This is a genomic window from Streptomyces sp. N50, assembly GCF_033335955.1.
GTDB lineage: Bacteria > Actinomycetota > Actinomycetes > Streptomycetales > Streptomycetaceae > Streptomyces.
Map to the genome: position 1 here is coordinate 1,131,167 of NZ_CP137550.1, position 12,986 is coordinate 1,144,152.

14 protein-coding genes are annotated in these 12,986 nt (G+C 70.6%); 6 read left to right on the forward strand and 8 right to left on the reverse strand.

Features of this window, described 5'->3' with window-relative positions:
* Positions 1 to 35: 35 nt before the first annotated feature.
* The 3 genes from R2B38_RS49735 to R2B38_RS51475 form a co-directional block, all read right to left on the reverse strand.
* A complete protein-coding gene (locus R2B38_RS49735; RefSeq protein ID WP_318022801.1) occupies positions 36 to 1,253 on the reverse strand; it encodes an acyl-CoA dehydrogenase family protein in 1,218 nt (405 codons plus the stop codon).
* A gap of 30 nt (positions 1,254 to 1,283) precedes the next feature.
* Positions 1,284 to 2,405, reverse strand: a complete 1,122-nt coding sequence (sfnG, locus tag R2B38_RS49740; protein WP_318022802.1) for a dimethylsulfone monooxygenase SfnG — start codon at positions 2,403 to 2,405, stop codon at positions 1,284 to 1,286.
* A gap of 120 nt (positions 2,406 to 2,525) precedes the next feature.
* Positions 2,526 to 2,609, reverse strand: a complete 84-nt coding sequence (locus R2B38_RS51475; RefSeq protein WP_351305882.1) for a putative leader peptide — start codon at positions 2,607 to 2,609, stop codon at positions 2,526 to 2,528.
* 137 nt (positions 2,610 to 2,746) lie between these two features.
* Between R2B38_RS51475 and R2B38_RS49745 the strand changes: the two genes are divergently transcribed.
* Positions 2,747 to 3,658: a LysR family transcriptional regulator gene (locus R2B38_RS49745; protein WP_318022803.1), complete on the forward strand. Its 912-nt coding sequence runs from the start codon at positions 2,747 to 2,749 to the stop codon at positions 3,656 to 3,658.
* A 32-nt stretch (positions 3,659 to 3,690) separates the two neighbouring features.
* Here R2B38_RS49745 and R2B38_RS49750 read toward each other — a convergent pair whose 3' ends face one another.
* A complete protein-coding gene (locus R2B38_RS49750) occupies positions 3,691 to 3,879 on the reverse strand; it encodes a hypothetical protein (RefSeq protein WP_033280720.1) in 189 nt (62 codons plus the stop codon).
* A gap of 165 nt (positions 3,880 to 4,044) precedes the next feature.
* Between R2B38_RS49750 and R2B38_RS49755 the strand changes: the two genes are divergently transcribed.
* Both R2B38_RS49755 and R2B38_RS49760 read left to right on the forward strand, forming a co-directional pair.
* On the forward strand, positions 4,045 to 5,574 hold the full coding sequence (locus R2B38_RS49755) for an SDR family oxidoreductase (RefSeq protein WP_318022804.1): 1,530 nt from the start codon (positions 4,045 to 4,047) through the stop codon (positions 5,572 to 5,574).
* Positions 5,575 to 5,648: 74 nt separating this feature from the next.
* Positions 5,649 to 7,022 carry a deoxyribodipyrimidine photo-lyase gene (locus tag R2B38_RS49760; RefSeq protein ID WP_318022805.1) on the forward strand — a complete coding sequence of 458 codons (1,374 nt, stop codon included), beginning with the start codon at positions 5,649 to 5,651 and terminating at the stop codon, positions 7,020 to 7,022.
* A 9-nt stretch (positions 7,023 to 7,031) separates the two neighbouring features.
* Here the strand turns inward: R2B38_RS49760 and R2B38_RS49765 are convergent, their stop codons facing one another.
* A complete protein-coding gene (locus R2B38_RS49765) occupies positions 7,032 to 8,012 on the reverse strand; it encodes a MerR family transcriptional regulator (protein ID WP_318022806.1) in 981 nt (326 codons plus the stop codon).
* 102 nt (positions 8,013 to 8,114) lie between these two features.
* Between R2B38_RS49765 and R2B38_RS49770 the strand changes: the two genes are divergently transcribed.
* Together R2B38_RS49770 and R2B38_RS49775 are read left to right on the forward strand one after the other, a co-directional pair.
* Entirely contained in the window at positions 8,115 to 8,717 is a 603-nt protein-coding gene (locus R2B38_RS49770) for a sigma-70 family RNA polymerase sigma factor (RefSeq protein WP_318022807.1), read from the forward strand.
* Positions 8,718 to 8,807: 90 nt separating this feature from the next.
* Positions 8,808 to 9,248: an SPW repeat protein gene (locus tag R2B38_RS49775; RefSeq protein ID WP_318022808.1), complete on the forward strand. Its 441-nt coding sequence runs from the start codon at positions 8,808 to 8,810 to the stop codon at positions 9,246 to 9,248.
* Between the two features lie 35 nt (positions 9,249 to 9,283).
* Here the strand turns inward: R2B38_RS49775 and R2B38_RS49780 are convergent, their stop codons facing one another.
* Both R2B38_RS49780 and R2B38_RS49785 read right to left on the reverse strand, forming a co-directional pair.
* Positions 9,284 to 10,054 carry a metalloregulator ArsR/SmtB family transcription factor gene (locus tag R2B38_RS49780; protein WP_318022809.1) on the reverse strand — a complete coding sequence of 257 codons (771 nt, stop codon included), beginning with the start codon at positions 10,052 to 10,054 and terminating at the stop codon, positions 9,284 to 9,286.
* Positions 10,055 to 10,156: 102 nt separating this feature from the next.
* Positions 10,157 to 10,891: a phosphotransferase gene (locus tag R2B38_RS49785; RefSeq protein WP_318023099.1), complete on the reverse strand. Its 735-nt coding sequence runs from the start codon at positions 10,889 to 10,891 to the stop codon at positions 10,157 to 10,159.
* Between the two features lie 57 nt (positions 10,892 to 10,948).
* Here R2B38_RS49785 and R2B38_RS49790 point away from each other — a divergent pair, with 57 nt between their 5' ends.
* Positions 10,949 to 11,488, forward strand: coding sequence for a hypothetical protein (locus tag R2B38_RS49790; RefSeq protein WP_318022810.1), 540 nt, complete (start codon positions 10,949 to 10,951; stop codon positions 11,486 to 11,488).
* Here R2B38_RS49790 and R2B38_RS49795 read toward each other — a convergent pair.
* On the reverse strand, positions 11,485 to 12,939 hold the full coding sequence (locus tag R2B38_RS49795) for an APC family permease (protein WP_318022811.1): 1,455 nt from the start codon (positions 12,937 to 12,939) through the stop codon (positions 11,485 to 11,487). The genes R2B38_RS49790 and R2B38_RS49795 overlap by 4 nt on opposite strands.
* Between the last annotated feature and the right edge of the window lie 47 nt (positions 12,940 to 12,986).

The following is a 12,986-nucleotide window of genomic DNA, read 5'->3' on the forward strand; positions in this document are numbered from 1 at the left end:
CCCGCTCAACTGGCGGGCGCCCCGGGGCAGTTCGGTCAGGAGTACCAGGTGGGTTCGGGCAGTTCGCCTTCCAGGACCCAGCGGCCTACCTCGCGCCGCTTGTAGGCGACGGGGTCGTGCAGGGTGTGGGTGCGGACGTTGCGCCAGAACCTGTCGAGGCCTTCCGAGGTGGCCGTGGAGCGGGCGCCGGTGACCTCGAAGACGCGGTTGCCGATCTCCAGGGCGACATCGGTGGCGCGTGCCTTGACGGCGGCCACCCGTACCTCGAAGTCGCCGCGTGTCTTCGCGGTGACGGCGTCGGGGTCGTCGTGCAGTCGCTGCCCCTCGGCGGCGACGGTGTCGGCGAGGGCCTCGACCGCCCAGAGCTTCGCGGTGAGGTCGCCGTAGGTGTCGATGACGTAGGGCTCGTCGACGGCGCGCTCGTAGCCGCCGTGCAGCCAGGAGCGGGCCTTGGTGCGGGTGTAGGTGGCGGCCGTCTCCAGAGCGCCGGCCGCGATGCCCAAGTAGAAGTTGACGAAGACGAGTTGGATGGTCGGGACGTTGAGCGTGTTGTACGTGCGCGGTTGGAATTCCTTGTCGACGTAACCGGCCGCCGAGGACCACGGGGTGCGGACGCCGTCGAGGATGACGCCGCCGCTCTCGGTGAGGCGCTGGCCGATGTTGTCCCAGTCGTCGAGGAAGGTCAGGCCCTCGCTGCCGGAGGGCACGATGGCGAAGACGTGCTGGTCGGTGCCTTCCAGGACGCCTTCGAGGACGGTGACGTCGGAGACCTTGCTGCCGGTGGAGAAGGACTTGCGGCCGGTGAAGACGAGGTCGTCGCCGTCCTCGGTGACGGTGACGTCCTTGTCGCGCGGGTTGACCGCGCCGCCGAAGAACCACTGGTTGCGGGCGGCCTCGGCCTCGACGTGCTCCCACTGTTCGCGGGTGCCGACCAGGCGGGCGGCCCAGTTCCAGAGGTAGTGGTAGCCGAGGAGCTGGCCGATGGAGCCGTCGGCCTTGGCGATCTCGCGGACGACGCGGTAGGCGGTGGGCCAGTCCTGGCCTCCGCCGCCGTGCTGCGTGGGGCCGAGCAGGGTGACGAGGCCGGAGTCCTTGAGGAGTTGGACCTCGGCGTACGGGGTGGCGCCGGCCCGGTCGCGGGCGGCGGCGTCGGTGTCGAGGAGGGCGGCGACCTCGGCGGCTCGGGCGATCCAGTCCTGGGCGGACTGCGGGGCCGGGCGGGTCTGCCAGTCGGTGGGCGTGACGGTGCTCATGTCGGACGACCTCTTTCGCGGTGGGGGCGCTCAGGCGTGGACAGAGACGGACTCGGGCTCGGCGTCCGGGAGTTGGGCTTCCAGTTCACGCACCAGCGGCAGCACCCGCTTGCCGAAGTACTCCACCTCCTCGTGGTAGTGCAGGAAGCCGAGCAGGAGAAGGTCGACGCCCAACTTCCTGTAGGCGACGATCCGTTCGGCGATCTGCTCGGGGGTGCCGATGAGTCCCGTACGGAACCCGTCGTTGTACTGCACGAGGTCCTCGAACGTGGAGTCCTGCCACATGCCCTTGCCGTCGGCCGAGGACTGCCCGGCCTGCTTCACCGCGGCCCCGAATCCCTCGACGGCCTCATGGTCGGCCTTGGCGACGATCTCGCGGAGCGTGTCGTGGGCCTCGGCCTCGGTGTCGCGGGCGATGAGGAAGCCGTTGAGGCCGAACTTCGGTGCGGTGCGGCCGACTTGGGCGGCGGAGCGGCGTACGTCGGCGAGCTGCTCGGTGACGCCGTCGAAGTCCTTGCCGTTGGAGAAGTACCAGTCGGAGACGCGGCCGGCCATCGCGCGGGCGGCGGTGGAGTTGCCGCCCTGGAAGATCTCCGGGTGCGGGCGCTCGGGGGTGTTGAGGGGCTTGGGCTTGAGGGAGAAGTCGCGCAACCGGTAGAAGTCACCGGCGAGTTCGGTGTGGTCCTCGGTCCAGATCTGGCGCAGGGCCTGGATGAACTCCTCGGAGCGGCGGTAGCGCTCGTCGTGCTCCAGCCAGGGTTCGCCCAGCGCGGTGAACTCGCCCTTGAACCAGCCGGAGACGACGTTGACGGCGAAGCGGCCGTTCGACAGGTGGTCGGCGGTGGCGCCGAGTTTGGCGAGGACGCCCGGGTGCCACAGGCCGGGGTGGACGGCGGCGATGACCTTCAGGCGCTGGGTGGCGAGGAGGAGCGCGAGGCTGAAGCTGGTCGACTCGTGCTGGAACTCGGCGCCGTAGCTGGCCATGTAGCGGACCTGGCTGAGCGCGTACTCGAAGCCGTTGTTCTCGGCGAGGACGGCGAGTTCGCGGTTGTACTCGTAGCCCCAGTCGGTGCGTTGCTCGATCTTGCTGGTGACGAGTCCCCCGCTGACGTTGGGGACCCAGTAGGCGAATTTCACGGGCTCTGCGGGCATGCGGAACTCCTGTTGCGGAATGCGTTTTCGGGCACGCCGAATCCGGCCGGAGCGAATTCCGGCGAATGTCAGGCGGGAGGAAAAGAAAGGCGGCGGATCACAGGACGGAGGTGACGGGGATCAGGCCGCGGTGCAACAGGAGGCGCTGGAGACGCGCGCGAGGTCGACATGGCGTCGCCGCGTGAGGTCCAGTCGCATCATCATGCCGTCGATCGTGGCAGCCGCCGGCGAGAGCCGTCAAGGAAAACCCGACCGGTCTCGTATCGCGGACCATTGAATTTCACGAACGTGTGACAGGGAAACCCTTGAACAGCCCGGGAAATCCGCCGCATTCTGCGGTCATGCGCACCGAACAGCTGGAATACATCGCGGCCGTGACCCGGCTCGGCTCCCTGCGCCGGGCCGCCGAGGAACTGCGCCTGTCACAGCCCGCGTTGAGCGAGACCGTGCGCAATCTCGAACGTGAACTCGGCGTCGATCTCCTGGAGCGCAAACGGTCCGGCGCGACGATGAGCGCGGAGGGCCGGGAGCTGCTGCCGAAGATCGTCGACGTGCTGGACGCGGTGGACCGGCTGCGGGCGGCGGCCGGCGAGCAGCACCGGATCAGCCGCATGGTGCGGGTGGGCACGGTCAACGCGGCGACCGTGCCGCTGCTCCTGCCCGTCGTCCGCGAGTTCCGCGCCTCGCATCCGCTCACCCAGGTCGAGGTGGTCGGCACCCAACAGACCGACATCCACCGGGCGTTGTCGGAGGGCGGCTTCGATCTCGGTCTGGTCAATCACCTCGACGGCGACGACATGCCGGCCGACTTCGAGTCCACCGAGCTGCTGTCCGGGATGCCGGTGGTGTGCATGCGCCCCGACAGCCCGCTGGCGTCCCGGCCGACCGTCAGTGTGGACGACCTCCTCACCGAGCCGCTGATCGGTATGCGTTCCGGCTATGTGATGCACCGCTATGTGCACCGGCTGCTCGACGGTCAGGGCCCGGCCTTCGCTTACTCGACCGACGGCGCCGAGATGGGCAAGCTCATGGTCGCGGAGGGGCTGGGGGTGACCGTCCTGCCCGACTTCAGCGTGGTCGGGGACCCGCTGGAGCGGCTCGGCGCGATCACCTACCGGCCGATCGCCGGCGACACGGCCCGCGTCCTGCTGATGCTGCGCCGCCGCCGCGCGGACTCCGTACCGCGGGCGGCCGGGGATCTGCACGAGGCGTTCGTACGGCGGGCACGGGAGCTGAGCGGAACACCCGCCTGAGCGCGTGGTCGCTCAGGGCCGTGGCCGTACGGTCAGTCCTCGTCGCCCATCGGAACGACCACGAGGAACGCGTCGGACTTCAGGTCCATGACGACCCTGGCGGGCTCACCCTCGGCGCGGCGCCGGGCCGCGAACTCCTCGGCAGGCCATGATCCGCGCGGAGCCCCCGCCGAAAACCGCTTCAACACCTTCGCGCCCATGTCCGCAGACACCTCCAGCATCGTTCCTCGGCTCCCCATGGGGGCCGTCGTACCTGTTCACCTGCCCCCGATCGACGCGGACATGCTCACTCTCTCGGCGGGACCCGACCGAACCGTGCATCCGGTTCGGCCACGCACGGGGAAGTGATCACAGGGGGCACACCGATACGAAAGGCCGTGGAACGGATGCACGCTGACGAGGCCGTACCGGGCCTGCGCTGTCTGGTGACCGGAGCGACGGGCTATGTCGGAGGCAGGCTGGTTCCGGAGCTGCTCGCCGAGGGCCACCGGGTCCGCTGTCTGGCCCGTGCTCCCGGAAAACTGCGCGACCACCCCTGGGCGGGTGACGTGGAGGTGGTGGGCGGTGACGTCACGGATGCCGCGTCGGTCGCCGCGGCCCTGCGCGACGTCGACGTCGCCTACTACCTCGTGCACGCGCTGGGCACGGGCGACCGCTTCGAGCAGACCGACCGGGAGGCCGCGCGGATCTTCGGGGAGCAGGCTCGGGCCGCGGGGGTGCGGCGCGTCGTCTACCTCGGCGGTCTGACCCCCGCGAACGTGCCGGAGGGGGATCTCTCGCCGCACCTGCGGTCGAGAAGCGAAGTGGCCCGGATCCTCCTGGACTCGGGCGTGCCGACCACGGTCCTGCGCGCGGCCGTGGTCATCGGCTCGGGCTCGGCTTCCTTCGAGATGCTGCGCTATCTCACCGAGCGGCTGCCGGTGATGGTCACACCGAGCTGGGTGCGCACGCGGATCCAGCCGGTGGCGGTGCGCGACGTACTGCGCGCACTCGTCGGCAGCGCGCGCATGCCGGCCGACGTCAGCCGCGCCTTCGACATCGGCGGACCGGACGTGCTCACCTACCGGGAGATGATGACCAGGTACGCGGCCGTCGCGGGCCTCCCGCGCCGGCTGATCCTCTCCGTCCCGGTTCTCACCCCCGGTCTGTCCAGTCACTGGGTCGGCCTGGTGACGCCCGTACCGGCGTCCATCGCACGGCCGTTGACCGAGTCGCTGCGCCACGAGGTCGTCTGCCACGAGCACGACATCGCGCGGTACGTCCCCGACCTGCCCGGGCACCCGCTCGGCTTCGACGAGGCGGTACGGCTGGCCCTCCAGCGGGTCCGCGACGCCAAGGTCACCACCCGCTGGTCGTCGGCCTCGGTGCCCGGCGCGCCCAGCGATCCGCTGCCCACCGACCCCGACTGGGCCGGCGGCAGCCTCTACACGGACCTGCGGGAGCTGCCGGTCGACGCCTCGCGCCAGGCGCTGTGGCGGGTGATCGAGGGGATCGGCGGGGACAACGGCTGGTACTCCCTCCCGCTGGCCTGGGCCGTGCGAGGTTGGCTGGACCGGCTGGTGGGCGGTGTCGGCCTGCGCCGGGGCCGCCGGGACGCGGCGCGGCTGCGGGTCGGTGACTCGCTGGACTTCTGGCGCGTCGAGGAGATCCGCCCCGGGCACCTCCTGCGCCTGCGGGCCGAGATGCGGCTGCCGGGTCTGGCCTGGCTGGAGTTGTACGCAGAGACGAACGACGACGGCGGTACCCGCTACCGGCAGCGGGCCGTGTTCCATCCGCACGGCCTCCTGGGGCACGCCTACTGGTGGAGCGTCTCGCCCTTCCACGCCGTCGTGTTCGGGGGCATGGCACGCAACATCGCGGGGGCCGCGGCCCGGACGCCGACGACACCGGCCGGGGAACGCGCGCCGATCGGTTGACGGCCGCATCCGCCGGGTCCTCCGCGCCGGAAGCACCTCACCAGACCCTCTTCCCGTCTCCCGGAGCGCACACCATGAACGTCTCGGTCGTCCTGTTCACCGCCGATCTGCGCCTGCACGACCATCCCGCGCTGCGCGCCGCCGCCGAGGCCCGCGAGGTGGTCCCCCTGTTCGTGCGCGACCGGGGTGTGGCGGACGCCGGGTTCGCCGCGCCCAACCGGCTGGCGTTCCTCGCCGACTGTCTGCGCGACCTAGACACCGGCCTGCGCGAGCGGGGCGGCCGGCTGGTGCTCCGGTCCGGTGACGTCGTCGACGAGGTGTGCAAGGTCGCCGCCGAGACGGACGCCGACGAGGTGCACATGGCAGCCGACGTCAGCGACTACGCGCGGCGGCGCGAGCAGCGGCTGCGGCGGGCGCTGGAGGCGGAGGGACGGCGGCTGCACGTCCATGACACGGTGACCACGGCCGTCGCCCCGGGCGCGGTGACCCCGGCCTCCTCGGACCACTTCGCGGTCTTCACGCCCTACTTCCGCCACTGGTCCGGGCAGCACTTGCGCGCCCCGCTCGCCGCACCGCGCACGGTGCGGGTCCCGGACGGTGTCGGTTCCGAGGAGTTGCCCGACCGGGCCGGTATCGAAGGACTGTCACCGGGGTTGGCGATCGGCGGGGAGACCAACGGCCGCAAGCTGCTGGGCCGTTGGCTGCGCGACGGCATCGCGTCGTACGAGGACCTGCACGACGCCCTCGCCGCCGATTCCACCTCCCACCTCTCGCCCCATCTCCACTTCGGCACCCTCTCCCCCGTCGAACTGGTCCACCGGGCACGGCAGTTGGAAGGACCGGGCGCCGAGGCCTTCGTACGGCAGCTCGCGTGGCGGGACTTCCACCGGCAGGTGCTGGCGGCCAGGCCCTCGGCCGCCGGCGCCGACTACCGTACGAAACACGACCGTTGGCGGTCCGCACGCACGGCCCGCGAGGACATCGCGGCCTGGAAGGAAGGCCGCACCGGCTATCCACTGATCGACGCGGCGATGCGCCAACTGCTCCACGAGGGCTGGATGCACAACCGGGGACGCCTGCTGACGGCGAGCTTCCTCACCAAGACGCTCTACGTCGACTGGCGCGTCGGCGCCCGGTACTTCCTCGATCTGCTGGTCGACGGCGATGTGGCCAACAACCAGCTCAACTGGCAGTGGATGGCGGGCACCGGCACCGACTCGCGCCCCAACCGGGTGCTCAACCCCGTCACCCAGGCGAAGCGGTACGACCCGGACGGCGCGTACGTCCGGCGCTGGGTGCCCGAACTCGCCGAGCTGGACGGCCCGTTGGTGCACGAGCCGTGGAAGCTCAGGGGATTCGACCGCGCGGCGCTCGGCGACTATCCGGATCCGATCGTCGAACTCTCCGACGGGCTCGCGCGGTTCAGGCAGGGCCGGGCGGGTGACTGAGGTCCGCGGTCAGTGCCGTGTCTCGTACATCGCGGACAGAGTGTCCACGGCATCCGCGAGCGTCGTCGGCCGCATCGCGCCCGGGGCCTGAGCACCGGACCAGCCGGGTCCGGCCAGTACCACCGAGGGCTGTCGCCTGGCGCCCTTCACACCCCACCGGATGTCGGCGAGGTGCCGGGCCAGCGGCGGGCTCGCCGTGGAGCGTGCCTGCGCCCACAGGACGACGGCCGCCGGTCCCAGCCGCCGTACCGCCGCGGTGAGCGCCTCGGCGGGGACGGCGGCGCCGAACATCCTTGTGGGCAGGCCGAGTTCACCCAGGGCGGCGTTGAGTGCCTCGATGGGGAGGGTGTGCTGTTCGCCGGGTACGCAGGCCAGGACGACGGGCGGGACGTCGGCTCGCGGCCCGGGAAGCGGGGTGTGCCGGCGCAGGGCGGTGGAGACGTGCCAGGACAGCAGGTGTTCCACCTCGACGTAACGGTCCCCGGACGACGCCCACTTGCGCCCCACCGCGTGCAGGGTCGGCATCATCACCTCCTGCCAGGCGACGACGGTGCCGTACTGGCCGACGGCATCGGCCAGTTGACGCTCGACGGCGGGCGCGTCGAGCCGGACGGCGGCGCGCGCCAGGCCGCGGCACTCCTGGCGCACGTCTCCGAGGGGCAGGGCGCCCGGGGCCCGCGACTTCCGGTTCCGTACGGGCACGGGCTCCGCATGCGAACCGGCCGCCCCCTTCGCCACCCGCGCGGCCTCAGCCGCCGGTACGCCCGACGAGGTCAGCCGGCACATCTCCTCCAGCAGCGCCACGTCCCGCGAGGTCCAGCGCCGGTGCCGCCCCTCGGCGCGGACCGCGGGCCCGATGCCGTAGCGACGCTCCCAGGACCGCAGCGTGGTCGGCGCCACGCCCAGTCGGCGGGCCAACGCACCGGTGGTCAGGGGCACTTCGCCCGTGGACCCGTGCGCCGCGTCCCTGTCGGCGGGCAATTCGCTCATCCAGTGACTATACGACGCACAATCGATGCGAGTTGATGGCCTTGATCCCCGGCTCCCACGATGACCGGACAGTCGCCGTCCGACGTGTGAGGAGCCGTAGTCATGAGCCCGCAGCCCGGCGCCGTCCGCCCGAGCCCCGCGACGGACTCGCGCACCGACGAGGAGCTGGCCAGAGGGCTGGTGGCGGGCGACGAGGACTGCCTGGCCGCCGTGTATCACCGCTGGTCACCCCTGGTGCACAGCCTGGCCTGGCGCTCCCTGGGTGACGCCAAGGAGGCGGAGGACGTGACCCAGCAGGTGTTCCTCGGGGTGTGGCGCGGGCGGCGGGGTTTCCGTCCCGAGCGCGGCGCGATCGGCGGCTGGATCGTGGGCATCACCAGGCGCAGGATCGCCGACGCGCTGTCCGCCCGCACCCGTCGCCTGCATCTCGTGGCCGCCGCGGGCTCGTCGCTCGCCCTCGCCGATCCCGCCGCCCGGAAGCCCGACACGGTTCTCGACCGGGTCCTGGTCCTGGGTGAGCTGGCGAAACTGCCCGCACCTCAGCAGCGGGTCCTGCGGCTGACGTACTACGAGGACCTCACCCAGACCCAGATCGCACTGCGTACCGGCTGGCCGCTCGGCACGGTCAAGAGCCATGCCCGACGCGGGCTCCACCAGTTGCGCCGCCATCTCCAGGGCGACGAACAGGCTGACCACTACACATAAAGGTGAAATAAGAGCACTATGGAGGTAAGCGGCTTTTGCCGCATACCGCACCAGACGCGGTCAGGCCAGCGAAGTCAAAGGAGACGAGTCATGGCCAACGTCTCGCACACCAGAGGTGACATGGCGAGCCACCCTGATGTCTCCGAAATGCAGGCGCGCTACGCCCGCATGCTCGGCGGACGCGATGTGGCGCTCGTGGACGGACCGGTGTTCCTGCTCGGTCTGTACTGCGCCGTATCCCCGTGGATACTCCACTACACGACGAGCCAGCCCGCGCTCGTGCCGCACAACCTGATCGTCGGCATCGCGATCGGCCTGCTGGCCCTCGGGTTCACCAGGGCGCCGGAGCGCATGTACGGCCTCAGCTGGGCGATGAGCGCCCTGGGTGTCTGGATGATCGTCTCGCCGTGGATCGTCGGCACCAACCCCGACAAGGGCGTCATCCTGAACAACGTCATCATCGGCGGACTGGCCGTGCTGCTGGGCCTGGTGTGTGCCGGCACGGCGGCGCGGAGCACCCCCAAGCCGTAGGACCCCCCGAGACCCGGAAGGAACCCACGCCCCCTTCAGTGGCCGCCCGGCACCAGCCAGGGCGCCTGCGGGAGGGGGCTGCCGGTTTCGAGGACCGACTTCAGGTTGGACAGCACGGCCGGCCAGCCGCCGGACACGTCGGACAGCTCGCCCTCGTCGGCGAGATCCTCGTGCGTGACGGTGAGGCGCACGATGTCCTCGTGGCGCCGGATGTCGAAGATGACGCGGGAGTACTTGTCCTCCCGCCCCTCGCTCTCCGGCGCGGCCCATGTGGTCACGAGCCGGGTCGGGCGCACGCTCTCCACCACCGTCCCGACGACATCGGCGATGCCGGAACCGTCCGTGCGCACATGCTCCCAGCGGGAGCCCACCTGCCAGTCGGACACATTGCTGTGGCCCCAGTAGACGGCGGTCAGGTCGGCGTCGGTGAGCGCGTCCCAGACCTTCTCCGGGGTGCTCGCGATGTAGGTGACGTAGACGAATGTCGGTTTGTCGGTCATGGCTTCCTCGGCTCGTCGCTTCAGGGCCCCGAGTGCGCGCAGGCGCGGGCGCTCGAACTTGTCGATCCAGCGCTCCTGCATCTCGTGCAGCGGGACCGGGTTGAGGTAGTGCAGCTTCTCCCGCCCGCGCCGCACCGTGCTGACCAGGTTGGCGGCCTCCAGGACGGCCAGATGCTGGGTCACCGACTGACGGGTCATGTCGATGCGCCCGCACAACTCACCGAGCGTCTGCCCGTTCTCCTCGTGCAGCCGGTCCAGCAGACGTCTGCGCGTCTCGTCGGCCAGGGCCTTGAAGACCGCGTCCATCCCTGAGTCATGTTCGGATCGCACACTCAACGTTATGCAGGCAGTTACCTGCATGTCAAGGTGTGCGGCTTCGTCCGATTCATTCCGATCTTCTACGACGCCTCAGCGCAGGAACGCGCCCAGCTCGCGCCGGTGCAAGGCCACCCAGTCGCACGCGTCCCGGATCTCCTCCACGACGCCACTGGCCCGCAGACCGACCATGCCCGGTTCGCCGCGTTCGGCGCCGGCCTCGATGCCCCGCCAACAGCGGTCCTGCCACCACAGGACCGTGTCCAGAAGCCAGCTGCTGTCGTCGAGGCCGTACGCCTCACAGATCAGCGCGATCCGGCGGGCGGCCTCGGGCACGTCGGTGACGCCCGGGCCGAGGTCCAGGTACTGCCAGCAGACGTGGGCGACGTCGTGGACGCGCTCGCCGGGGGCGGCGAGGTCCCAGTCGACGAAGGCCAGCGGGTGCCACGCGCTGTCGTAGACGGTGTTCTTGGGGGCGAGGTCGTTGTGGCAGACGACGTCCTGGTCACCGGCCTGCGGTGTGCCGTGCGTCAGGTCATGGAAGTCCCGGACGAGCCGCGCGACGCGCACCAGGCTGTCGTCGGTGCGGGCGGCGGAGCGCTCGTCGGGGCTTACGGCTGCCCGGCCCTCGATGTACTGGAACACCTCGCGCCCCCGCTCGTCCACGCCGAGGAAGCGCGGTGCTCCGCACCACCCTTGCCGCTCGAAGAGTGCGAGGAGTCCGGTCACATGGGCCGACCGTTCCGGCGGGGCCGGAGTGCGTCGTACGGTCTCCCCCACCCGTACGACCGCGTTGATCGCGCCTCCGCCGAGCGCCGATTCCTCCAACTGGCCCGCCTCCCCATATCGTTCGACCGCCCGAGTATCGCCTGGCACGCTGCTCGCATGGGTCACGCGGAGGCACTGCTCATCGGAGGACGCGCGGGGGTCGGGAAGACGACCGTCGGCTGGGAGGTGTCGGCGCGGCTGCGGGCGGCGGAGGTCGCCCATGCCGTGATCGACGGGGACTTCATGGGGCAGGTGCACCCGGCGCCGGACGGCGATCCGCACCGGACGCTGATCGCCGAGGCCAACTTGACAGCCGTGTGGGGGAATTACGCGGCGCTGGGGTACCGGCGGCTCGTGTACACGAACACGGTGAGTGTGCTCGACGAGACGGCCGGGCAGTTCCGTCGGGCGATGGGCGCGGACGTGCGGATCGTACGGGTGCTGCTGACCGCCTCCGACGAGACCGCGGCCTCGCGGCTGGGCGGGCGGGAGATCGGCGGCGAGTTGGAGCGCGAGCTCGCCAACAGCATCCTCAAAGCACGCCTGTTGGACGAGCGGGCGCCCGCGGACACCATGCGGGTGGTGACCGACGGGCGCTCCATCGTCGATGTCGCGGCGGACGTGCTGGCCGCGACCGGCTGGGTCAACAGGCCTTAGGCGCCCGCGGGTTCAGGGTCCGGGGTCGTCTCAGTGAGGTACTCCTCCGTGATCTCCTTCGGGCCGAACGGCCAGACCTTCTCGAAGCGGGCCCAGATGACGAACGCGACGCAGCCGAGGGCGAGCCAGGCGAGGGACCACTCGATGGGGTGGCGGCCCGGGGAGTTCTTGTCGGCGTAGCCGTAGATCACGCACCAGCCGACGAAGGCGACGATGCTCGGCACGGGGTAGAGCCACATGCGGTACGGGCGGCGCAGGGCCGGCTGGCGTTTGCGCAGGACCGTGAGCGCGATGATCTGGGCGAGTGCCTGGACGATGACCATGACCGTGGTCAGGAGCTGGATCAGGGTCGCCAGGTCCGTGTGGCGGCCGATGAGGAAGCCGATCGCCGTGATCACGCCCATCGTGGCCAGGCCCAGCATCGGGAAGCGGTGCTTGGGGTGGAGCTTGGCGTAGGGGCGGAAGAAGACGCGTTCGCGGGCCGCGTCGTAGGGCACCCGCGAGCCGCCCAGAAGGCCGGTGAAGACCGAGGCGAAGGCCGTGATGAGGATCAGGACGGTGACCGTGTCGGCCGCGCCCTTGCCCCAGGTCTTCTCCAGGACCGCCGAGGCCACCGAGGTGGAGGCGATGTCGTTCACGTTCGTCATCCGGTGCCAGTCGATGACGCCCAGCGTGCCGATCTGCAGCATCAGGTAGATCGCCATGATGCCGACGATGGAGAAGAGGATGGAGCGCGGGAGGGTGCGGCCCGGGTCCTTGATCTCGGCGCCCATGTAGGCCGTGGTGTTGTAGCCGAGGTAGTCGTAGATGCCGATGGTCAGGCCGCCGGCGAAGCCGAGCCAGAACTTGTCGCTGCCCAGGTCGAAGGCGTGGGCCGGGTAGGTGAAGGCGAGGTGCGCGCTGAAGTCGCTCGCGGCGGCCACGATGACCAGGAACACCGCGGCGATCATCACCGTCCACATCACGGCGGTGATGCGCGCGATGTTCTCGATGCCGCGCCACAGCAGCAGGATCACCACGGCGATCACGCCGAGGCCGATCAGGTCGCCGGACGTCTTGCCCAAGTCCGGTGCCAGATAGCCGAGATACTGCACGAAGCCGACCACGCCGGTCGACATGATCAGCGGGATGAAGAGCATCGCCGTCCACACGAACAGGAACGGCATCAGCCGCCCGGTGCGGTACTGGAAGGCCTGGCGCAGATAGACGTAACTGCCGCCGGACCCGGGCATCGCGGCGCCCATCTCGGCCCACACGAGCCCGTCGGCCAGCGCGAGGATCGCCCCCGCGACGAAGCCGATCACCGCCTGCGGACCGCCGAACGCGGCGACCATCAGCGGGATCGTCACGAACGGCCCGATGCCGCACATCTGGCTCATGTTGATGGCGGTGGCCTGGAAGAGGCCGACGCGGCGGACGAAACCGCCGTCTGGGGGCGGACTGCCGGACATGGAGGCTCCTGAGGGGGTGCGTGACCGAGGGAGAGAGGGGGTGCGGC

What these genes read in the sequence shown, in the direction of transcription:
- R2B38_RS49780 (WP_318022809.1), bottom strand. Translation starts at nt 10,054, where the DNA reads ATGGACGCGGTCTTCAAGGCCCTGGCCGACGAGACGCGCAGACGTCTG.
- R2B38_RS49770 (WP_318022807.1), top strand. Translation starts at nt 8,115, where the DNA reads ATGAGCCCGCAGCCCGGCGCCGTCCGCCCGAGCCCCGCGACGGACTCG.
- R2B38_RS49755 (WP_318022804.1), top strand. Translation starts at nt 4,045, where the DNA reads ATGCACGCTGACGAGGCCGTACCGGGCCTGCGCTGTCTGGTGACCGGA.
- R2B38_RS49750 (WP_033280720.1), bottom strand. Translation starts at nt 3,879, where the DNA reads ATGCTGGAGGTGTCTGCGGACATGGGCGCGAAGGTGTTGAAGCGGTTT.
- R2B38_RS49735 (WP_318022801.1), bottom strand. Translation starts at nt 1,253, where the DNA reads ATGAGCACCGTCACGCCCACCGACTGGCAGACCCGCCCGGCCCCGCAG.
- sfnG (WP_318022802.1), bottom strand. Translation starts at nt 2,405, where the DNA reads ATGCCCGCAGAGCCCGTGAAATTCGCCTACTGGGTCCCCAACGTCAGC.
- R2B38_RS49760 (WP_318022805.1), top strand. Translation starts at nt 5,649, where the DNA reads ATGAACGTCTCGGTCGTCCTGTTCACCGCCGATCTGCGCCTGCACGAC.
- R2B38_RS49795 (WP_318022811.1), bottom strand. Translation starts at nt 12,939, where the DNA reads ATGTCCGGCAGTCCGCCCCCAGACGGCGGTTTCGTCCGCCGCGTCGGC.
- R2B38_RS49775 (WP_318022808.1), top strand. Translation starts at nt 8,808, where the DNA reads ATGGCCAACGTCTCGCACACCAGAGGTGACATGGCGAGCCACCCTGAT.
- R2B38_RS49790 (WP_318022810.1), top strand. Translation starts at nt 10,949, where the DNA reads ATGGGTCACGCGGAGGCACTGCTCATCGGAGGACGCGCGGGGGTCGGG.
- R2B38_RS51475 (WP_351305882.1), bottom strand. Translation starts at nt 2,609, where the DNA reads ATGATGATGCGACTGGACCTCACGCGGCGACGCCATGTCGACCTCGCG.
- R2B38_RS49765 (WP_318022806.1), bottom strand. Translation starts at nt 8,012, where the DNA reads ATGAGCGAATTGCCCGCCGACAGGGACGCGGCGCACGGGTCCACGGGC.
- R2B38_RS49745 (WP_318022803.1), top strand. Translation starts at nt 2,747, where the DNA reads ATGCGCACCGAACAGCTGGAATACATCGCGGCCGTGACCCGGCTCGGC.